This is a genomic window from Comamonas koreensis (assembly GCF_021026195.1).
GTDB lineage: Bacteria > Pseudomonadota > Gammaproteobacteria > Burkholderiales > Burkholderiaceae_C > Comamonas > Comamonas koreensis.
In genome coordinates this window covers 288930-310847 of the sequence record NZ_JAJNCT010000021.1, presented here as the reverse complement: position 1 = coordinate 310847, position 21918 = coordinate 288930, and the positions used below count along the sequence as shown (strand labels likewise).

General features: G+C 64.6%; 14 protein-coding genes. 4 read left to right on the top strand and 10 right to left on the bottom strand.

Annotated features, from left to right (window positions below):
- Positions 1 to 98 precede the first annotated feature (98 nt).
- From LPW39_RS17590 to LPW39_RS17580, 3 genes are all read left to right on the top strand, one after another.
- Complete coding sequence (locus tag LPW39_RS17590) at positions 99 to 1178, top strand: acyltransferase family protein (RefSeq protein WP_230778192.1); 1080 nt, start codon at positions 99 to 101, stop codon at positions 1176 to 1178.
- On the top strand, positions 1175 to 1690 hold the full coding sequence (locus tag LPW39_RS17585; protein ID WP_230778189.1) for a dihydrofolate reductase: 516 nt from the start codon (positions 1175 to 1177) through the stop codon (positions 1688 to 1690). The genes LPW39_RS17590 and LPW39_RS17585 overlap by 4 nt, the downstream gene beginning before the upstream one ends.
- 147 nt (positions 1691 to 1837) lie before the next feature.
- The gene (locus LPW39_RS17580; protein WP_230778185.1) at positions 1838 to 2923 is read left to right on the top strand and encodes a metallophosphoesterase; all 1086 of its coding nucleotides are present in this window, start codon (positions 1838 to 1840) and stop codon (positions 2921 to 2923) included.
- Positions 2924 to 3012: 89 nt separating this feature from the next.
- Here the strand turns inward: LPW39_RS17580 and LPW39_RS17575 are convergent, their stop codons facing one another.
- From LPW39_RS17575 to LPW39_RS17565, 3 genes are all read right to left on the bottom strand, one after another.
- Positions 3013 to 3420 (bottom strand): GlcG/HbpS family heme-binding protein, encoded by a 408-nt coding sequence (locus LPW39_RS17575; protein ID WP_230778182.1) that lies wholly within the window; start codon positions 3418 to 3420, stop codon positions 3013 to 3015.
- A 128-nt stretch (positions 3421 to 3548) separates the two neighbouring features.
- Positions 3549 to 5093 (bottom strand): 23S rRNA (uracil(1939)-C(5))-methyltransferase RlmD, encoded by a 1545-nt coding sequence (gene rlmD / locus LPW39_RS17570; protein ID WP_230778179.1) that lies wholly within the window; start codon positions 5091 to 5093, stop codon positions 3549 to 3551.
- 73 nt (positions 5094 to 5166) lie between these two features.
- Complete coding sequence (locus LPW39_RS17565) at positions 5167 to 5589, bottom strand: winged helix-turn-helix transcriptional regulator (protein ID WP_230778176.1); 423 nt, start codon at positions 5587 to 5589, stop codon at positions 5167 to 5169.
- A gap of 118 nt (positions 5590 to 5707) precedes the next feature.
- Between LPW39_RS17565 and LPW39_RS17560 the strand changes: the two genes are divergently transcribed.
- Positions 5708 to 6103 carry a nuclear transport factor 2 family protein gene (locus tag LPW39_RS17560; RefSeq protein ID WP_230778174.1) on the top strand — a complete coding sequence of 132 codons (396 nt, stop codon included), beginning with the start codon at positions 5708 to 5710 and terminating at the stop codon, positions 6101 to 6103.
- Positions 6104 to 6256: 153 nt separating this feature from the next.
- Here the strand turns inward: LPW39_RS17560 and LPW39_RS17555 are convergent, their stop codons facing one another.
- The 7 genes from LPW39_RS17555 to ettA all read right to left on the bottom strand — a co-directional run bounded on the left by LPW39_RS17555 (position 6257) and on the right by ettA (position 21792).
- Positions 6257 to 6586, bottom strand: coding sequence for a hypothetical protein (locus LPW39_RS17555; RefSeq protein WP_230778171.1), 330 nt, complete (start codon positions 6584 to 6586; stop codon positions 6257 to 6259).
- A gap of 470 nt (positions 6587 to 7056) precedes the next feature.
- Positions 7057 to 9267 carry an exodeoxyribonuclease V subunit alpha gene (gene recD, locus LPW39_RS17550; protein ID WP_230778167.1) on the bottom strand — a complete coding sequence of 737 codons (2211 nt, stop codon included), beginning with the start codon at positions 9265 to 9267 and terminating at the stop codon, positions 7057 to 7059.
- A gap of 11 nt (positions 9268 to 9278) precedes the next feature.
- Entirely contained in the window at positions 9279 to 13112 is a 3834-nt protein-coding gene (gene recB / locus LPW39_RS17545) for an exodeoxyribonuclease V subunit beta (RefSeq protein WP_230778164.1), read from the bottom strand.
- On the bottom strand, positions 13109 to 16696 hold the full coding sequence (gene recC / locus LPW39_RS17540) for an exodeoxyribonuclease V subunit gamma (RefSeq protein ID WP_230778161.1): 3588 nt from the start codon (positions 16694 to 16696) through the stop codon (positions 13109 to 13111). Before recC ends, recB begins: the two co-directional genes overlap by 4 nt.
- Before the next feature lie 135 nt (positions 16697 to 16831).
- Positions 16832 to 17854: a tripartite tricarboxylate transporter substrate binding protein gene (locus LPW39_RS17535; protein WP_021025452.1), complete on the bottom strand. Its 1023-nt coding sequence runs from the start codon at positions 17852 to 17854 to the stop codon at positions 16832 to 16834.
- Between the two features lie 170 nt (positions 17855 to 18024).
- Positions 18025 to 20067: a DUF1631 family protein gene (locus LPW39_RS23530; RefSeq protein ID WP_230778159.1), complete on the bottom strand. Its 2043-nt coding sequence runs from the start codon at positions 20065 to 20067 to the stop codon at positions 18025 to 18027.
- 63 nt (positions 20068 to 20130) lie between these two features.
- Positions 20131 to 21792, bottom strand: coding sequence for an energy-dependent translational throttle protein EttA (gene ettA, locus LPW39_RS17525; protein WP_230778157.1), 1662 nt, complete (start codon positions 21790 to 21792; stop codon positions 20131 to 20133).
- Between the last annotated feature and the right edge of the window lie 126 nt (positions 21793 to 21918).

Sequence of the window (21918 nt, the reverse complement as noted above, 5' to 3'; positions counted from 1 at the left end):
CCCGGCACGCGAGTGACAGGCACTGCCAAGCGGATGCGCATTGCTACGCCCGCTGCAGCGCCTGCCCGGCATTGACCGCTTGCGCCCACTACCGTGCCATGATCCAGTCCATCCAGATCCTGCGTTTTGCTGCCGCCTTGTGGGTGGCGCTTTACCATGCGCAGTCGTTCAGCTTTTTTCCGCATCTGCCCAAGTGGTTGCGCGCCATTGCCGAGGGCGGCTTTGTCGGTGTCGACATCTTCTTTGTGATCAGTGGCGTCATCATGGCGCTCGCTACCACCAATACCCCCAGCGGCCCGCGCCCCGCGGCCCAGTTTGTCGCCACCCGCTTTTCCCGCATCTACACCGGTTGGTGGCCCGCTATGCTGCTGTACGTCCTCGGCTTGCAGGCGCTGGGCGCCATGCCGCCGGATGTGAACCTGCTCTCGTCCGCGCTGCTCTACCCGGCCAATTTCAGCCTCCACATCAATGCGGTGATCTGGACCCTGGTGTATGAGCTGTATTTCTACCTGCTCATCGGCGCCAGCCTGCTGCTGCCCAAGCCTTGGCGCGACCGCACACTCGCGGCCTGGGGCCTGGTGATCGTCGCGCTGGTGCTGTACTACGCCGCTAGCGGCCGCTACCGCCCGGACATGTTCTCGCAAGCGACGCAGCTGGTCTGGTTCTATGCGGCGCCGCTGGTGCTGGAGTTCTTTGCCGGCTACTTTGTGTACCGCTGGCTGCAACGCCACCCGCAGCAGCGCTGGTGGGCCTGGCTGCTGACCAGTGCCCTGCTCTGCGCGGCTGCCGTGTACTACAGCGTCACCGCCACCTTGTATGCGCCGGGCATCGTCGGCTTTTTCCACTGGCCAGAGCGTGCCCTGCTGGTGGGGGCTGCCGCCACCGCACTGGTAGGGGCCGCCTTGCTGCTGCCAGCGCCCCGCCATGCGGCATGGCGCCTGGTCGCTAAATTGGGCGACTACGCCTTCGCCATCTATTTGCTGCATCTGCTGGTGTTCCAGCTCGCGCAGCGTTTCACCACCTCGATGGCGCTGGAAATACCGCACCGCTCCCTGAGCCTGTTGCTGGTGCTGGCGGCGCTCGTCGCGCTGTCGGCGCTGTACTACCACGCCATCGAACACCCCATCTACCAAGCCTGCCGCCGCGCCATTGCGCGCTGGGGGGCTCCCAAGCCATGACCCAAGCCCGTATTCACCTCATCTATGCCCGCGCCCGCAATGGCGTGATCGGCCGCGACAACCAGCTGCCTTGGCACCTGCCCGAGGACATGGCCTTTTTCAAGCAAAAGACGGCCGGAGGCACCGTCGTCATGGGCCGCAAGACCTGGGATTCGCTGCCGCCACGCTTTCGCCCGCTGCCAGGCCGCGACAATGTGGTCGTTACCCGCCAAAGCGGCTGGCAGCCAAGCCCCGCCAGTGAAAAGGTTCATGTTGCGGCCGACCTGCCACAGGCGCTGGCGACGGCCCAGGCACTGGGCCAGCCGGTCTGGGTGATTGGCGGCGCGCAGATCTATGCCCAATCGCTGGCCCTGGCAGACGAGGTCTGGGTCACCGAAATCGACCAGGATTTTGACGGCGACGCCCATGCGCCGGTGCTGGATGCGCAGTGGCAGGAGGTCTCGCGCGACGCCCAGACCAGCAGCAACGGCCTGCCCTTTGCCTGTGTCTGCTACCAGCGTCGGAAAGCCTGAACGTCCCGGGTAGGACAGCCAGCGTATCCGATGGCACCATGCTGGTACAGCGCAGCAAACTGATGCAAAATGGATTTTTAATCCATAGCAATCTGCGGCTCGCCGGACCAAGCGCCTGGAGCCGCAACAAGACGGAATACTGTGACGATGAGCCTGGTACAAGCTTTGCCCGCCGGCCCGTTGGATGTCATCGGCGATGTGCACGGCGAGCGCCAGGCACTGGAGGCGCTGGTTCGGCATCTGGGCTATGACGACGATGGCGGCCACCCCGCAGGCCGCAAGCTGGTCTTTGTCGGCGATTTCTGTGACCGGGGCCCCGACAGCCCCGGCGTGCTGGCCCTGGTGCGCCGCTGGGTAGAAGCCGGCAACGCCTATGCAGTGCTTGGCAACCACGAGATCAACCTGATGCGCGAAGATGCCAAGGACGGATCGGGCTGGTACTTTGACGAGCGCATCGAGGCCGACAACCCCAAATATGCGCCCTATGCGCGCGCCGACCAGGCGTTTGACGAGGAAATGCTGCCGTTTCTGCGACAGCTCCCTCTGGCACTGGAGCGCGCCGACCTGCGCATCGTCCATGCGGCCTGGATCGACGACAAGGTCAACCAGGCCCGCGCGCTGCGGCCCGGCCATGTCGCCCAGGACTATGACCGCCTGGAGCAGGAAGCCTATCTGCATGCCAAGACCCTGGGCATTCCCGCCCGCCTGAAGGCCGAAAACCAGGCCTGGCCCTACCACTTGGAAGACGGCGCCCATTGCCCGCCCTTCATGCCCGCGCATGCCGACAGCGAGCTGAACAAATCCCAGTACAACCCGCTGAAGGTGCTGAGCTGCGGTGTGGAGCGCCGCGGCACCGAGCCTTTCTATGCCGGCGGCAAATGGCGCTTTGTCGAGCGTGTGGCCTGGTGGGAAGCCTATGCGGACAGCACGCCCGTCATCGTGGGCCACTACTGGCGCCGCATCCATGAACTCGACCGCTCGGTGCTGGGCAAGGGCGATCAGGATTTGTTCGCCGACATCAACCCGCATGCCTGGCACGGCCTGCGCGGCAATGTATTTTGCGTGGACTTTTCCGTGGGCGCCCGCTGGACCGCCCGGCTCGCTGGCCAGCCGCCCGAGAAAGACTTCAAGCTTGCAGCGCTGCGCTGGCCCGAGCGGGTGCTGGTGCTCGACGATGGCAGTGCGGAGCCGACCACCCACTTTATGCAGGCGGCCACACCGGCACTGGTTTGACGCCCGGATCAGCCTTTAGACATGAAAAAAAGCGGCCAGTGGCCGCTTCGTCGTTGATGGGCTTGACGCCCACGCAGGATATTTGTGCCTTACAGGCTCAGGGCTGCAATGCCCGCCTTGGCGATCTGTGCATCTTCCGGTGCCTTGACACCGCTGACGCCCACGGCGCCCAGGCATTCGCCATCCTTCATGATAGGCACGCCGCCTTCGAGCATGCCATCGATCAGCGGGGCGCTCAGGAAAGCGGTGCGTCCACCATTGATCATGTCTTCGAAGCCTTTGCTCTCGCGGCGACCCAGCGCCGAGGTGCGGGCCTTGGCCACGCAGATGTGGGCCGACACGGGGGCTGCACCATCGCGGCGGATCATGCCCAGCAGGTTGCCGCCATCATCCACCACTGCAATGCTCACGATCCATTGATTCTTGACCGCTTCGGCCTCGGCCGCATTCAACACCGCCTTGACGTCGGCCAACTCCAGCACTGCTTTGGTTTTCATGGTGACTCCTTGGAAAGATTCGGGATACCCGGTTGTTCAGCCTGCCAGCTTAACGGCATTCCAGCACGCTAATCAATCACATGCATCACAGCATTTGTGCCTAAAACGGGGGTAATCCTCCGTCAGTCTCAGACTGCTGCTGCGCCTTCTGCCGCAGCCTCTGCTTCGGCTTCGGTCGCATCTACCTCAGTCTTCACCGAAGGTGCATGGCCATCCCATTCGAACACGGCCATGCTCTCGACGTGGGCGGTGTGCGGGAACATGTTGACCACGCCAGCGGCCACACAGCGGTAGCCGGCCTGGTGCACCAGCAGGCCGGCATCGCGTGCCAAGGTCGCGGGGTTGCAGCTGACATAGACGATGCGCTTGGGCGGTGTCCAGTCCTTGGCGCTGTCAGGCAGCGGCGCGGTATCGGGCACCTGGTGGCGGGCCTTGTGGATGTCGGCCAGCGCCTTGGACAGCGCAAAAGCGCCTTCCCGTGGTGGATCGACCAGCCACTTGTCGGCCTGGCCATCGGCGATCAGCATCTCGGGCGTCATCTCGAACAGGTTGCGCGCCACAAAGCGCGTAGGCGCCAATGCATTACCTTCGGGGCGCGTGGCATTGTTGGCGGCATAGTTCTCGTGCGAGCGCTGCACCAGGGTCTCCGAACCCTCGATGCCCAGCACCTCACCGGCCATCGTGCCGATGGGCAGCGTGAAGTTGCCCAGGCCGCAGAACCAGTCGATCACGCGCTCGGTCTTCTTCGCATCCAGCAAGCGCAGCGAGCGCGTCACCAGCACCTGGTTGATGTGCGGGTTGACCTGGGTGAAGTCGGTGGGCTTGAACGGCATCGTGATGCCGAAATCGGGCAGCGCATAGGACAGCTGCTCACCGATGCCGTCCATCAGGTGCACGGTGTCCGGCCCCTTGGGCTGCAGCCACCATTGCACGTTATGGGCTGCGGCGAAATCGCGCAGGCGCTGCATATCGGCGTCGCTCAGCGGCTCTAGATGGCGCAGCACCAAGGCGGTGACATGGTCGCCGCAGGCCACTTCGATCTGCGGGCAGGTTTCGCGGGCATCGAGGCTGCCGATCAGCGCACGCATCGGCATCAGCAAGGCATCGACATGGGGCGGCAGGATCTTGCAGGTTTCCATGTCGGCGATGTAGCGGCTCTTGCGCTCATGGAAGCCCACCAGCACCTTGCCCTTCTTGGCCACATAGCGCACCGACAGGCGCGAGCGGAAGCGGTAACCCCAGCTGGGGCCTTCGATGGGGCGCATCACCGTCTCGGCCACCACCTTGCCCAGGTGCCAGAGGTTGTCCTCCAGCACGCGCTGCTTGGTCGCAATCTGGGCGCCCACATGCAGATGCTGCATCTTGCAGCCGCCGCAAGCACCGGCATGCAAACCAAAGTTGGGGCAACCGGGCCGCACACGCTGCGAGGACTCGCGGTGGATCTGCAGCAGGTCAGCCTGCTCCCAGTTGTTCTTCTTGCGCCGGGTCTTGGCGCTCACCCATTCAGTAGGCAGCGCACCATCGACAAAGACGACCTTGCCATCGGCACGGCGCGCCACGCCCTGGGCGTCCATGTCCATGGACACGATCTTCAGGGCATCTGCGGGGAACTGGGCCGCTTCGGCGGCGTCGGGGGATTCGGGGATATTCTGTGGGGTCTGCGCTTCGCTCATCCCGGTATTTTCGCAGGCTGGGCAATGGCCTGCGGCCAACCTCTGGCAATTTGGCGTGCGGGAGCGCAAAAAATCACGGCGGCGCCCAGGTCAGCTTTGCCAATGCCGGGTCTTGCTGTGCTGCCGCCTCGTCGTAGCTGTCCCGATGGCGCATCACCTCATCCATGTGCCGCTCGGCCCACAGGCGCAGCGCATCCAGCGTTGCAGCCAGCGACTGGCCCAGCGGAGTCAGGCTGTATTCCACTTTGGGCGGCGAACAGGCAAAGACTTCGCGCCGCACGATGCCATCGCGCTCCAACGCCCGCAGCGTTTGCGTCAGCATCTTTTGAGACAGGCCCTCAATGCCCTTGCGCAACTGCCCAAACCGCCACGGCCCTGCGCGCAGCAGGCCCAGCACCAGCACGGTCCATTTGTCGGCTACGCAATCGAGCACCTGCCTGGTCGGGCAGGTGGCGAGATAAGGGTTCCACGCAGGGCGGCCGGGGTCGATGGTCACTTTTTGGTTCCTATGTCACTTTTCAGTGTCTTATTGCAACTATTGATCGCTACCTTTAATCTCATCGTTTTTCATGCATCTGCCCACGGCAGCTTGTCTTATTCAACAAGGAGAGAAGATGAACACAGCACAGAACATGGATGTCGTACGCCGCTACTTTGAGGCAGTCGCAAAAGGCGATCTCGAGGGCGTTGGCGCCGCTTTCAGTAACGACATTGAATGGCACCAGCCCGGCAAGGGCGCGCTATCTGGATTGCACCGTGGCAAGGCTGCCGTCTTCGCGCTGCTGGGCCAATTCATGCAGCGCAGCCAAGGGAGCTTTCGCATCGACAAGGTCGGCCCGCTGATGGCCCAGGGCGATCTGGTCAGCGCCTCCTTGCACTTCTGCGCTGAAAAGCCAGGTGCAGCCATCGCCATGTCGGGCATCGATGTGCTGCGCATCGAGAACGAACTGATCCGGGAAGTATGGCTATTCTCTGAGGACCAGGATGCCGAGGATGCCTTCTGGAGCTAATGCGAGTTGAGCCAGGCCGCAGGGGGAATACGCTATCTTGCCCTTTTCGCTACTCCTGTATGCCACTATCGGGCAGCTCTCCTGCAATATCTTTGAGATCGTAAAAACCAAAGGGCAGCGCAATGGCTGCCCTTTTCCGCGTCTAAAGCATTTTCACCGTGCCGTGATCAGACTGCCCAGGCTCAGCTGGTCGGTCACCATGTTGGCGCTGCTGGACGTCAGCTTCTTGGCGCCGGGCAATGCATGCACCTCGGTCACGCAGACAGCGCTATCGGGCGTAAACACGACGCGGCTGCCGTTAGGCAGCTCGCCAGCAGTCTGGTGCAATGGCTTGGACATATCGACCGGTGGCTCCGCACTGCGGTAAATCACCTCGTTCTTGCCGTCATAGACTGTGTAGCAGGCGGCCTGCGCCCAGGCAGAGGCCGTGAGCGCCATCATGGCAAGCGTAGTGGATTTGAAACTGTAAGTGGAACCAGGCATGGTGGTGCTCCCGCAATATTTTTTATCGATCTTGCGAAGTTACCAAATTTCTCCAACCGGCGCATCCCCATTTCCAGGGGAAAGGTCAAGAAAAATCAACCAAAAACAAAAACTTACACAAAACGAGTGCTCGACCCTGTTTTATTTAAATTTGATATTGATAATTATTCTCATTCAATGCTAAGATTCGCCCATCGCCGCTGTCAGGGGTTTGGTGCATGCAAACATGCCCTCCTGCCCTTCGCAACTGTGATTGTTTCATCGTGGGGCGACTCTTGGGGCCCGTTCTGCCCCAGGGTCGTTTTGGCCAGCCAACGATCTTTTCGCACAGCCACGCATTTTTTCGATGAAACCCCCACGCAGCCGATGCGCACTTGCGCTACCGCTGCGATGGTCTTTGCTGAACGACAGCCCTGCCCTGCTGCACGGGCCCGCTTCGTCTACAACTCCGCCATCTCTGCCAACTGCGGCTACAGCTCGCCTTGTCGCAAGCCGCTCGACCGCCTCACCTGGCGCTCCGTCGCCTCTTCCAACACCGAGAAATTGCTGCTGCCGCCCGCCACGACGGTCAGCCAGCGCTTGGCCCGGGTCATGCCGGTGTAGACCAGCTCGCGGGTCATGATGGGCGACAGGCTGGGCGGCAACACAACAGCCGCATGGCTGAACTCCGAGCCCTGCGATTTGTGGATGGTCATCGCATAAACGGTCTCCACCGCCTGCAAGCGGCTGGGCAGCACCCAGCGCAGGCCTTCGCTGGTCGCAAACACCACGCGCAGGGCGCCCTGGGCCATGCCGGCCCCACCAGCCTCGGGCACCTGGCTCGCTGGCATCTGCACGGTGATGCCGATATCGCCATTCATCAGCTTGAGGCTGTAGTCATTGCGGGTTACCAGCACCGGGCGGCCGGCATACCAGCCGCTGCTTTGTGCAATCAGCTCGCGGTGGGCCAGCAGCTGGGCGATGCGCTCGTTGAGCCCTTCCACACCCCAGGGGCCGCTGCGCAGCGCGCAGAGCACCTGGAACTCGCCATGCGCCTTCAGCAAACCTAGCGCCCATTGGTTCAAGGCCTCGGGGCTGGGGTTGGCCGGCATCTCGCGCAACACCTGCAGGTAATGGCCATAGCCCACCGGTCCCGCTTCACGCTTGGCCGCGCTGTCCACAAAGCGCTTGCCGCCGCCATCCAGCACCAGCTGGGCCAGCGACGAATGCGTCAGATCCGGCACCGCATAGGCGGCCAGATCGGGGTAGCCCGCCTTCAGCAGCGGCTTGATCGCCTTGCGCCGGCCAGCATTGACGACCCCGGCCAGCTGGCCAATGCCGCTGGCGGCATGGAAGCGGTGGCTGACCCGCAGCATCACCACCGCCTGGTCCAGCGGCTTGCCTGCGATATCTTGCAGCTCGGCAGGCACCTGCTGGCCCGTCACCTGCTGCAGCCACTGCGCCGTTTCATGCCAGTACAGTCCGCGCTCGGACTGTGCGCACAGCTCTCCCAGCACGGCGCCGGCCTCCACCGATGCGAGCTGGTCCTTGTCGCCCAGCAGCACCAGCCTGGCCTGTGGCGGCAGGGCCGACAGCAAGGCGGCCATCATCTCCAGATCGACCATCGAGGCCTCATCGACGACCAGCACATCCAGCGCCAGCGGGTGCTGGGCATCATGGCGGAAGTGCCGGCTGTCGGGCCGGCTGCCCAGCAGGCGGTGCAGGGTTTGGGCGTCGGACGGGATCAGCGGTTTCAGGCTGCGCGCTTCGTTACTGCCAGGCGCTGGCGGCACTGCCGGCATCTGCGCATCATCCAGGCGTTGCAATGCCTGCACGATGGATTCAGACAAACGCGCTGCCGCCTTGCCGGTGGGCGCAGCCAGGCAGATGCGCAATGGCCGGCCGTCCTGCTGCAAGGCCATGCTTTGCAGCAGCGCCAGCAATTTGACGACGGTGGTGGTCTTGCCGGTGCCTGGGCCGCCGGTGATGATCGAAAACGCGCTCGATGCTGCCAAGGCGCAGGCCATTTTTTGCCAGTCGGGCGAATCGGGAACCTGGTGCGGCGCCGGTGCAAACAGCTGGTCCAGCGCCTGGCGCAGCATCGCATCCTGCGCGGCGCTGCGGCCCTGGCGCAAATGCTGGCTGGCAGTGATGCGCTGGCCAATGGCCTGCGCCACATCCTGCTCGTACTGCCAGTAGCGGCGCAGATAGAGGCGATCGCCCTGCAGCACCAGCGGTGTGCCGCCTTGGCTGGGCTTGCCGGGCGCCGCTACCAGCGCACTGGCCTGCAGGGCCGATTGCCACTGCAGCAGGTTGACCTGCGCCAGCAGCTCGCTGGGCAGCGGCAGGGGCGTGGGCTCGGTGGCACCGCTGCCCTGCGCAACGGTATCGGGCGGCAGCGACAGCGCAAAACGACTGTTGTCCAAGGTGGCCTGCAGATCCAGGCAGACATGGCCCCGGCCCAGTTGGTGGCTGGCCAGCGCAGCGGCCAGCAGCACCAGCGGCGATGCGGCGGGATCGAGCTCATGCAGAAACAGCACCAGCGCCTGGTCCAGGCTGCGCAGCCAGCCATGGGCGGTCCAGCGCTCTACCGTGTGCAGCAGGCTGGCGGTGGCGCCGTCGGGCACGGTCAGCGTGCGGGCTGTCGATCGCTGGCTGGGCAGGCCATCCTGGGCCATGCCGTCCTGGGGTTCTGTCGTCATTGCATTCATCATCATTGCGCAAACAGCGCATCGAGCGCATCCATCAGCGCGCGCGGGGGTTTGTCATGGTAGAGGCCCTGGTGCTCCGCCGCCACGCCCCGCAAAAACCAGTACTGCACACCGCCCACATCGCGCTCGTAGTCATAGCCGGGCAGGCGCTGCTGCAGCAAGCGGTGCAGCGCATAGGTGTAGAGCACATACTGCAGGTCATAGCGGTGCTGCAGCACGGCAGCGGCCATGGCCTCCGGCGTGTAGGCCGCACTGTCCGCACCCAGCCAGTTGGATTTGTAGTCCATCACGTAGTAGCGGCCGCCATGCTCGAACACCAGGTCCATATAGCCCTTGAGCATGCCGTGCAGCTGGTTGGCCAGCAGCGCCGGCCGGGGCTGGCCGGGCAGCACATGCTGCTGCACCAGCGTATCGAGCTGGCCGGTCGAGGCCCGGTTGATCGACAGCCAGAACTCCATCTCGACCTGGTAATCGCCCAGCGTCTGCAGCGCGGCAGCTGCCTCGGTTGGTGTGTCGCTAAGCGCGCCCTGCAACACCAGCGGCGTCTGCAGCCATTGCCGCACAAAGCCTTGCAGCGGCTCGGCCCAATCGGCCCAACCACGCACCTGGCAGCGGTAGGCGATGATGCCATCCAATGATGCTGGTCTGCTGAGCACCGTGGCAAAACCCTCTTGCGCGCACCATTCCAGCAGGCCATGCAGAAAGTTGCCGGCATCCGGCCCCTTGGGGAAGGCATGCAGGCTGCCGGGCTCCGGCTGGCCGGCTGCGGCCACATCAGGCGCAGCCTCTTGCGGCTCCAGGTACTGGTCCTGCTGCGCGGTTTCGGGCTCGGCAGCTGTCAGTGCGTCGTCGATCCACAAGCTTGGCGAAGGGGCGGCATAGCCCAGCCGCTCGGTCAGCGCCGAGAAGCTGGCGATCCACCAGTGCTCATCGGCCTGCCGGCGTGGCTGGCGCGCCGGGTAGACGGCGGGCGGCCGCTCGGGCTGGTAGCGCTGCGGGCTGACCTCGGGCACCGGTTCCACCGCCATCTGCGGGCATTGGCTGGCAAAGTCCTGCAAGTAGGCGTGCAAGCCCAGATCGGGCAGCTTTTGCCCGCCGGCCAGCAGGTAGCCGACGGCGCTTTTCTCCAGGCTGCCCGCGCGGCTCATGCCCTTGGCCAGCGGCGCCACACCCAACCACAGCGCGTACTGCGCCCGTGTCAGCGCCACATAGAGCAGGCGCATGTCTTCGCTCAGGCGCTCATCGTTGTGGGCGCTGACGGCATCCTGGTGCTTGTTGTTCAGCTCCACCACCAGGCCGCCCGATGCGGCATCGTGGTACTGCGCATAGCCCCGGCTCTTGCCGTCAAAATCGCGCCAGCTGCTGATGAAGGGCAGCAGCACCAGCGGATATTCCAGGCCCTTGGACTTGTGGATGGTGACCACCTTGATCAGGTCGGCATCGCTTTCCAGGCGCAGGATTTCTTCCTCGCCCTCGGGGCTGTCCATCTGCTCGGCCAGGCGGCGGATCAGCGCCTGCGCGCCCTCCACCTCGGTCGATGCGCGCTGCAGCCATTCGGCCAGGTGCAGCACATTGGTCAGGCGCCGCTCGCCGCCCGGCTGGGCCAGCCAGCGCGCGGGCAGGTCAAAATCCAGCAGCCACTGGCGCAGCATGGGCAGCACGCCCTTTTTCTGCCACAGCTGCTGCAGCACGCGGCTGCGCAGCGCCAGCTGCTCCCAATGCTGCTCATCGTGGTTGAGCCGCTCCAGGTCCTGCCAGGACCAGTCCATCGATGCGGTGGCCAGCGCCGCACGCAGCAGGCCGTCATGGCCCGGCGCATTGACGGCGCGCAGCCAGCGCAGCATGTCGGCGGCCTCGGCGGTCTGGAACACCGAATCGCGGTCCGACAGGTAGACGCTGGCCAGGCCCCGCTCCTTGAGCGCATTGCGCACCAGCTCGGCCTCGGCCCGGCCCCGCACCAGGATGGCAATATCGGCCGGGCGCAGCGGCCGGCCCAAGGCATCGGGCGCTGGGCCAAAACCGGCCTGCCCGGCCCGGGCCGCATTGAGCCAGGCGGTGATCTGGCTGGCCGCCGACTGCGCCATGCGCTGTCGGTAGGCCGATTCGGCCACGCCGGTGCGCGCGCTCTTGCCCGATGCCGCAGCATCGCCCTGCTCGTCGATGCCATCGGCCTGCGCTTGCGTGCCGGCCTCCATAGTCCACAAGGTCATCGCCGGCATGGCCTCGCCCTGCAAAAAGAGTGCGTCGCGGCGGCCGTTGGCATCAACGGCCACAAAGGGCACGGGATTGTGCTGCGCATCCTGGCGGAAGCGGAAGGCCGCGCGGGGATGGCCTTCGGCATGCACAAAGCAGTGGTTGATGGCCTGCACCACCGCCTGCGTGGAGCGGTAGTTGGTGCCCAGCGAGTAATGGCGCCCTTGGGTGGCAGCACGGGCACGCAGGTAGGTGTAGATATCGGCACCGCGAAACGCGTAAATGGCCTGCTTGGGGTCACCAATCATGAACAGGCCCTGCGCCGGCTCGTTGCATTCAATGCGGTAGATGCGTTCAAAGATGCGGTACTGCAGCGGATCGGTGTCCTGGAACTCGTCGATCATCGCCACCGGAAACTGGCTGCGGATGCGCTGCGCCAGCGCTTCACCGCCAGGCGCATGCAAGGCGGCATCCAGGCGCTGCAGCAGGTCGTCAAAGCCCAGTTCAGCGCGGCGCTGCTTTTCTGCCTCCAGCGCGCGCTGCACATGGGCAATCGCATGGCGCAGCAGCAGGGGTTTGAGTGGCGTGGCCGACGCTGCGTCTTGCGCCACGGCCTCCAGCCAGGCGTCGATGGCGGCAAAGGCCGCATGCGCGGGCACGGTCACGCCCTTTTTGGCCTTGATGCCCGATTGGCTGAAGGCCCGTATCTTGGCGGGGGCTGGCTCGCCGGCGCTCCAGTCCGCCATCGCGGCCAACCAGGCCTCAAACACACCCGGCTCGTCCTTTTTGGGATAGGTCGTGCCGCTGAGGCCCGGCACCAGCGCGATGAGCAGCTGCTCCAGCTCGGCCCGGTGCTGCTGCCACAATTGGCGCGCGGCGTTTTCCAGCGCGCTATGGCGTGCGGCGGCCTCGCTGGCCTGGGCCAGCAAGGCTGCGAGCTCGACCTGGTCGGCATGCGCCAGTGCCTCACCCTCATAGCGCCAGTCGGCATCCTGGCGGCTGAGCATGGGATTGATAGCCTCTTGCAAGGCCTGCGGCGTGGCAACGACTTGCAGCAGGCTGCGCAGCGAGGTGGCGGGCAGGTCGTAAAACTGGCGACGCCAGTAGTCCTGCACCACCTGGGTCAGCAACTCGCTCTGGTCGGTGATGAGGCTTTGCTGGAACAGGCTTCCGCTGTCAAACGCATGCTCGCGCAGCATGCGGTAGCACCAGCTGTGGATGGTGGATACCGCCGCCTCGTCCATCCAGTTGGCGGCCTCGTGCAGCAAACGGGCACAGGCGGGCCAGCGGCTGGCAGGGTAATCGGCGCGCAGTGCCAGCAGCAAGGGGTCCGCTGCCGCTTCGCTACCGGCGTCTTCCTGGTTCAGTGCAAACAGCTGGGCGGCTTCGGACAGGCGGTGGCGAATGCGGTCGCGCAGCTCTTGGGTGGCGGCATCGGTAAAGGTCACCACCAGGATATCGGGCGGCGCCAGCGGCCGGCCAAAGGCCTGCTCGCCGCCATGCTGCAGCACCAGCCGCAGGTAGAGCGCGGCGATCGTATAGGTTTTGCCGGTGCCGGCACTGGCCTCGATCAAGCGGCTGCCCCAGAGCGGAAAACGCAGCGGCTCCAAAGGCAAGGTGGTATCGCTTGGCATCGCGCTCATCGCGGCCCCTCCCCGTCGCCCGCATCTCCCTCCGCAAAGCGCGCCAGCGCCTGCGGATGCTGACCATTGACCAATTGCACATGGGCGAGCATGTCGCCGTACAGCTGCTGGGCCACATCCAGCAGACCGGCGGCCAGCAGCGCATCAAAATCCGGAAACACCCGGGCCAGCTCGGCCGAGCGCTGCAGCTCACCGGTGCCCCGGTAGCTGTCGTCATACAGCGTGGCCAGTTGGCCGGCCGATGCCGTGGGCGACAGGCTGGCGATGGAGGTGCGCACAGCGGCCGGCAAGGGCGCGCGCATGCCTTGCTGCCACAGCGCCAGCAACTGGCGCCAGGCCGCTTGCGCAGCGCCTGCAGCCAGCGCGGGGAACACCGCAATGCCCGATTCGGTGCAGACCACCGTCGTCAGCGCCTGGCCCGCGTTGTGCCATGCCAGGTGCTCGACCCAAGCCCGCACCAGGCGGTCATAGCGCAGTTGCTCGCCAGCATGCAAGCGGCCGGCGGACAGGCTGATCTTGGCGGCATGCTGCTGGCCGGCATCGGCCCAGCGCAGGCCGCGCAGCCAGTCGGCCACGGCCGGGCCCTCTGCAGCATCGCTGTAGCGCAGCTCCAGCGCATCGCTGCCGGCTTGCGGCCAGTAGCGCAGTGCCGCCGCATAGACCTGCAAGGCACGCTGGGCGGCATCGCAGGCGGGCTCCAGCGCGCAATCGGCAAAGGCACGCAGCGGCAAACGCCCTTCCAGCCGCAGCCGCTGGGCGGCAGCATCCAGCTGCGCACGCAGGCGGGGCGCATCGGCTGCGGCCTGGGGGTTGTCGCGCACCCAGGGCTCCAAGGCGTTCAGCAAGCTGGCCTGCAAGGCCCAGGCCTGCAGGCCATCGGGCGCAAACATCTCTTCGTCCTGGCCGGTCAGGTCCTCGTCCTCAAAATACACACGCAGGCGCTGGCGGAAGAAGGCAGTCACCGGTTTTTGCGCAAAGTCCTGCAGTTGGCGCAGGTTCAGCGCTGCTTCCAGCCCCATCTCGGGCAAGGCCTCCAGTGCGTCTTCGCTCGACTCGGTCTGCAAGCCATCGCCATGCACGCCATGCCATTCCTGCGCATAGGTGTAGAGGCCATCGCTGCCCGCCTGCGACGATGGCTGCGCGAAGTAACGCGGGCTGAAGGGCTGCAGCGGGTGCTCCTGCGTCAACGCGCGCAGCAGCGCTTCGCCAGCGGCGGGGCCTGCCAGGCCAGCAGGGGCACCGGCCAACTGCCAGCCCTGTGCCAGATGGTCGCGTAGCTGGCCGACCAGCACCGAAGGCGGCCTGGCCGTGCTGTCGCGGATGCTGCGCCCCACCCAGCTGATGTAGAGCTGCTCGCGCGCCGACAATACAGCCTCCAGCAGCAGGTAGCGGTCGTCATCGCGGCGCGAGCGGTCGCCGGGCCGGTACTGCTGGCGCATCAGGTCAAAATCCAGCACCGACACCGGGCGCGGGTAGGCGCCGTCATTCATGCCCAAAAGGCAAACCATGCGAAACGGAATCGCGCGCATGGGCATCAGGCTGCAAAAGCTCACTGCCCCTGCCATAAAACGCTGGTTCAGGCTGCTGGCATCCATGCCGGCCAGCCAGGCCTCACGCGCGACCGACAGCGGCAAGGCCTCGTCAAAGGCTGCCGCCTCGCACTGGCCCAGCCAGCGCTCCAGGCCCTGGATCAGCTGCATCTGCAACAGCTTTTCATGTTCTTGCTGGGGGTCAAACAGCAAGGCGAGCACCTCGCGGGCGCGTTCCACCCAGGTGCGGGGCGCCACCTCGTCGGCCAGCAGATCGCAGGCCGCCTCCAGCGCGCGCAGCAAGGCTGCGAGGCCGCCCAGCGCAGCGGCATCGAGGCCACCAATTTCGTCGTAGGGCTGGATGTCCTCCAGTGCCTCGCCGCGCCCAACGGCAAAACCCAGCATCATGCGACGCAGGCCAAAGCGCCAGCTGTTGGTCTCCCCCGCTTGCGCCAGGCCAATGCGGGCGCGCTGCGCAGCGTCCAGGCCCCAGCGCACCCCGGCACCTTCAATCCAGCGGTGCAGCAAAGCGAGATCATCCGGGTCAATGCCAAAACGCTGGCGCAGGGCATCAACGGCCAGCAGATCGAGCACCTCGCTGACGGCAAAGCGGCTTTCGGGCATGGCCAGCACATGCTCCAGTGCCACGAGCATGGGCTCGCGCCCGCGCTGGCTCTGGTCGGCCAGCGAATACGGGATAAAGCGCGCATCGCTGCGCGCGATACGGCCAAACACCGCATCGATGTGCGGTGCATAGACCTGGATATCGGGCACCATGACGATGATGTCGCGCGGCCGCAGGCTGGGGTCGGCGCCCAGGCGGGCGAGTAGCTGGTCATGCAGCACCTCCACCTCGCGCTGCGGGCTGTGCGCGGTCTGGAAGCGGATGGAGCCATCCTGCGCCGGGTCCACCGCCGGCCATAGCGCGCGGCTTTCGGCCAGCGGCCGCAGGTCCAGAATGTCGTCCTGCAACTGGGCCAGCATGTGGCTGGGCTCGGCCTCGCCAAACAGGTCAATGCGTCCGCCATTGACCGGGCTCAGCAATGAGGCGTACTGGTCCGGCTGGTCGAATTCGTCAATCAGGTGGATGTAGTCGCGCCCCTGCTTGCCCCAGGCGGCCAGCAGCGGGTGGGCATGCTGGTGCAGGTCGTCGTCATGGATGAGCCCCTGCATGCTGCCCTTGCGCTGTTGGCGCCGGTACTGGTGGCGCAGCAAATCCTTGTCGGCGACGATGTCCGACCAGTGGTGGCGGCAAGGGTTGTGCACGCACAGCAGCACCTGGCAGCTGCGCGACATGGCGGCCAACGCCTGCAAGGTCTGTGCCGGCATCGACGAGATGCCGAACACCACCACGCGGCGCGGCAGGCCGGGGCTGCTGGCTTGCGGCGCTTGCCAGAACTGCACAAAACGCTGGTGCACGGCGGCGCGGCTGGTCTCCATGCCGGCGGCGCCCACATCGTCCAGCAGCGCCCGCCACAGCTGTGCCTGCCAGCGCTGTTCTTCGTCCAGCGGCTGCACATCGCCGCGCGCACTGCGCAGTTGGTCGCGGCCCTCGGCCCAGTCGCGCAGCCAGTCGGCGCGGTAGACCTGGTACTGGTCAAACAAATCGGCAATGCGCTCGGCCAGTTGGTAGCGCCGGCGCTGGTCATGGTCCTCCGCCAAAAAGCGTTGCAATGCGGCAAAGGCAGGTTGGGCCAGCAAGTCAGGCAAGAGCCGCATCAGCCGCCAGGTCAGCGGTTGCTTGTCCAATGGCGATACCTCGGGCACCTCGTGCTTGCCCAGTACCGCCCGGTAGGCTTGCCACAGAAACTGCGCAGGCAGCTGCACATCGACCGCCGCGGTAATGCCGCAGCCGCCCTCTGCCACCGGCTGCGCCATCGAGAGCTTGAGCCACTGCGCAATGCCATTGCTTTGCACAAGAATTGTCTCGCTCTCCAGGGGCCTGAGCGGGTAGCGCTGCATCCAGGCCACGACCAGGTCACGCAAAGCCTCCGGATGGTTGCTGTGTATCACCATCAGGCCGGGGGTCATCGCTGGGACGGGGGAGGATTGCATCAGAGGGGAAAGATCGGTCGGGCTGTGCCAGCTTGGGACTGTAACGCAGGCCCAGCCCACCGCGATTGCAAAGGTCGGTGAGGCCGATAAAAAAGGCAGCCGAAGCTGCCTGTGCGGAATGGAATGGGGCCAGCCTCAATCCACCGTCGCGCCCGAGGACTTGACCACTGGTGCCCAGGCCGCCACTTCGGACTTGATGAAGGCGCCAAACTGCTCGGGCGTGTTCTTCTCGGCCACGGCGCCCAGCTTTTCATAGGCTTCCTTGACCTGGGGCTTGTCAAAGGCGCGGTTCATCGCGGCATTGAGCTTTGCAACCACTTCAGGCGGCGTACCGGCCGGGGCAATCAGACCAAACCAGGACGAAACATCGAAAGGCTTGATGCCGCTCTCTTCCATCGTGGGCAGATCGGGCGCGGTGGGCGAGCGCTTGGTGGTGGTCACCGCCAGCGCCTTGAGCTTGCCGGCCTTCACATGGGGCCAGGCCGAAGGCATGTTGTCAAACATGAACTGCACCTGGCCGGCCATCAGGTCGGTGAGCGCCGGCGAGCTGCCCTTGTAGGGAATGTGCTGGGTCTTGAGGCCCGTGCGCAGCTTGAACAGCTCACCGGCCATGTGGATCGAGGTGCCGCTGCCCGAGGACGCGTAGGACACCTTGTCGGGGTTGGCCTTGGCAAAGGCGATCAGCTCTTGCACATTGTTGGCGGGCACGCTGGGGTTCACAACCAGCACATTGGGCACCTTAGCGCCCAGCGCGACGGGCGCAAAGTCCTTTTCCAGGTCAAAGCGCACCTTGGGGTAGAGGGTCTGGTTGATGGCGCTGGTCACCGCGACAAACAGCAGGGTGTAGCCGTCGTTCTCGGCACGTGCGACCTGCTCGGTGGCGATATTGCTGCCAGCGCCTGGCTTGTTGTCCACGACAAACGACTGGCCCAACTCGGCGGTCAGTTCCTTGGCCATGATGCGTGCCACCACGTCGGTGGTGCCGCCGGCAGAAAAGCCTACGACCACACGCACGGCGCGCTCGGGGTACTTCTTGGGATCTGCGGCTTGCGAGGCCAGTGGCAACAGTGCGGCCGCGCCCAGCAGGGTGGCGGCCAGAACGTTGCGGCGCGAGGGCAGGCATGCGGCCGCAATGCGGCTGCGCGAGAATGGGCTCATGGTGTCTCCTTGGCACCTGGACGCTGAGCACATCCAGGCGGTTGGCTTATGGTGGCTGCTGCCTTGTTGTGGCTGCATGCCTTGGAGCGTGTTGCTCCAAAACCCAAGATTGTGCCATGGCCTAGAGGGTCTGAACCTGCTAAGACCCTTGCTCGGCCCGCCTACGGAGCTCAGACCGGACGTACCGCCTGCTCCTGCGCCAGCTTCTCCAGCATGCGCCGCGTGATCGACTGGCTGGCGCCCCCGCTGGCCACAAACAGGAACATGGTCGCGCGCGCATTGGTCCAGCTCAGCTGCTTGGGCACCCAGCCACCGCCTTGGCCCAGAAACTCCAGCCAGACACCCGCTTCCAGCCGCTTGCCACCAATCCAGAGCCCCACGCTGTCGGGCCTGGGGGCATCCAGCATGGAGCCGGTCACGATGATCGCGGGCTCGTCTTCGCCAATCGCATCGACAGCATCGGGCAACTGTGCCCAGGCCGATGGAGACGGCGCAGGCGACAGACTGATGGGCGCGGCAGAGGCAGACAAGGGGCCAGCGACTGCAGGCACGGCGTGGCGGCCCTCTTCCTGCACCATCTGCAGCTCGACCAGCGCGCTGGGCGCCATCTGGGCCACGGCCGTCAGCACCGGCGCAATGCGCTCGGGCATCCAGCCAATGCTCGTCAGGCCGGACTTGAGTCGGGTGAGCAGCGAGGGGATCAGCATGTCCGCATCGCTGTGCATGCTGGCACTGGCGTTGGCACCTGCCAGCGCGAGTACGTCGTCCACCGCCTCTTGGTAGGCGCGGTAATGCGAGGAATCCTGGCCCGAGCGCTCGGCCGCCTGCAGCAGCACCTTGGGCCAGGCGCCCGTCAAGGCGGCCAGCAGCGCCGGATCCACATCAAAGCTGTGCAGGCTGGTGGCTAGGCGCAGCATCACTTCAGCCTCAATCTGCTCCAGGCTGGTTGGCGCGCTATTGCTTTGGCCTGGCGCGGCCTGGGCCAAGCTCATGTCACTTGGCGTGGCAGACCTTGCATGTTGCACCGGGGCGGGCTTGGGTCTAGGTGCGGGCTGCGGCACATCCTCGCGCTCGGCCTGTAGCTGCGCCAGCTGCCCCCAGTCGGATTCTGGGCTGATGCTGATCAGGCCTGACGCGCCCCACTGGCTCTCCAGCAGCATGCTGCTGGCATAGCCTGAGTCATCGACATCCTGCAAGGCGGACGAAAGCCGGGGTTTGAGCCGCACCCCAAAGCGGCTGAGTGCCTGGGCAAAATCTGCCGCGCTGGGCTGGGCCAGGGCCGACAGCGTTTCGACCGTCTCGGTCACCAGTTGCGGGAACTGCGGGTCGGACAATGCGCGGCCCTCTTCCTTGAGCACAGTGGCCTTGTCGACAATGGTTTGTACCAGCACGCGGGCGGGGTGGTCGGTATCGCTCCAGAACGAGCCGTCATCGGCAGCCATGCGCTCCATCACCGGGATCAAGGTTTTGTAGGCCCTGACGGCGCCCACGGGGCAATGCGCAGGGATATCGAACAATGTCTTGATCCGCTGCACAAAACTGCGGGTGTTGTCCTTGGCAGCGCGGCGCTTGAGTTCGGCCCTGGCCAGCAGCTCGGCATAGCTGTTCATCGCCAAGGTCATGATGCGCTGGTAGCTGGTCTGCAGGTGGTCGGCCATCACGCCCACCATGTCCGGCAGAAACAGCGCGGTCGCGTCTGCAGAAATCTCCACATCGCTCAAGGTGGCCTGCAGGCTGTCGAGATACACGGTGTGGTGCAAAGGGTTGCCGTTGCGCCAGTAGCGGGTAATCTTGCGCAAGGGCCGGTAGACGCGCTCCAGGCCCGTCAGGCTCTGCTCGGTCTGCTGCAGCAGATTGATCTGCATGCGGCCCCATTCGATCTGGGCGCGTAGCGCATTGCGGTCTTCGAGCAGACCATCGGCCTGGCCCTGGCCGCCCATCTGCGCGTGGTAGTCCTCACGTTTGCCCTCGGCAATGGAAAAGACGGCCTGCCGCAAACGCAGCGCATAGGCCAGCGGTAGCTGCGCTTTCTTGCTGGCAAGTTGAGATTGCGCGTACAGCAACAATTGTTGATCTTCAGCGTTGCTGTAAGACGACAACTGCGCACCCAGAGACGCCAAAGCAGCATTGCACATGGCGGCCATCAAAGGCTCGGCCTCATGCAATGCCTGCTCCAGACAGGTGTCAAATACCGATACGGCCCGTTGCTCCACGCTTCACCTCTCCCAGTTGAAACGCCCGGCGCTTGGCGAAAGCGACGGGCGTACGGTGTGGGTTTACTTCAGGGCTTTGTAGCGCATCCGCTTGGGTGCTGCCCCTTCTTCTCCCAACCGCTTCTTCTTATCTGCCTCGTATTCCTGATAGTTTCCATCAAAAAATACCCATTGGCTATCCCCTTCCGCCGCCAGGATGTGGGTCGCGATGCGATCCAGGAACCAGCGGTCGTGGGAAATGACCAATACTGTACCCGCATATTCCAGCAATGCGTCTTCCAGTGCACGCAGGGTTTCCACGTCCAGGTCGTTCGACGGTTCGTCCAGCAGCAGCACGTTGCCGCCCTGGATCAAGGTCTTGGCCAGGTGCAGGCGGCCGCGCTCACCGCCGGACAGGTTGCCGACCTTCTTTTGCTGGTCCTGGCCGTTGAAGTTGAAACGGCCCGCATAGGCACGCGACGCCATCTGGAACTTGCCCACGTTGATGATGTCCAGACCACCGGAGATGTCCTCCCACACGGTCTTGTCGTTGGCCAGCGCATCACGGTGCTGGTCCACAAAGGCCATCTTCACGGTCTGGCCGATTTCGACCTCGCCCGAATCAGGCTGCTCCTTGCCGGCGATCAGCTTGAACAGCGTGGACTTGCCCGCGCCGTTGGGGCCGATGATGCCGACGATGGCGCCCGCAGGGATGTTCATGCTCAGGTTGTCGATCAGCAGACGGTCGCCAAAGGCCTTGGAGACGTTCTTGAACTCGATCACGCGGCTGCCCAGACGCTCGGCCACAGGAATGAAGATTTCCTGGGTTTCATTGCGTTGTTGGTATTCGTAATCGCTCAGCTCTTCAAAGCGGGCAATACGGGCCTTGGACTTGGCCTGGCGCCCCTTGGCGTTCTGCCGCACCCATTCCAGTTCTTTCTTCAAGGCCTTGGCGCGGGCTTCTTCACCTTTTTGCTCCTGCTCCAGACGGTTGCCCTTTTGCAGCAGCCAGTCGGAGTAGTTGCCCTTGTAGGGAATGCCGTGGCCACGGTCCAGCTCCAGAATCCATTCGGCCGCGTTGTCCAGGAAGTAGCGATCGTGGGTAATCGCCACCACGGTGCCAGTGAAACGGTGCAGGAACTGTTCGAGCCAGTCCACCGATTCGGCGTCCAAGTGGTTGGTCGGCTCGTCGAGCAGCAGCATGTCGGGCTTGGACAGCAGCAGCTTGCACAGCGCCACGCGGCGCTTTTCACCGCCGGACAGCTGGCCGACGATGGCATCCCATGCGGGCAGGCGCAGTGCGTCTGCCGCGATTTCCAGCTGGTGCTCGGAGTCGGTGCCGGCAGCGGCAATCACCGCTTCCAGCTGGCCTTGCTCGGCGGCCAACGCGTCGAAGTCGGCGTCTTCTTCGGCGTAAGCGGCATAGACCTCTTCCAGGCGTGCCTTGGCGTTGTTGACTTCGGCCATCGCCTCTTCAACCGCCTGGCGCACGGTGTGCTCGGGGTTGAGCTGGGGCTCTTGCGGCAGGTAGCCAATCGACAGGCCTGCCATCGGGATGGCTTCGCCTTCGAACTCCTTGTCGACGCCGGCCATGATCTTGAGCAAGCTGGACTTTCCCGAACCGTTCAGACCCAGCACACCGATCTTGGCGCCCGGGAAAAAGCTCAGAGAAATACCCTTCAGAATCTGTCGCTTCGGAGGAACCGTCTTGGTGACGTTGTTCATCGAAAAAACGTATTGAGCCATGTGTTCTTTTGGTAAATCAGTAAAAAAATATGCGATTTTTGATCGCGGCCACCCTGGGATTATCGGTGCATGCGACAATACCTGCAGTCAAAGGCTCCAGTTGCCTAGGACTTCAGCGCTAATGCT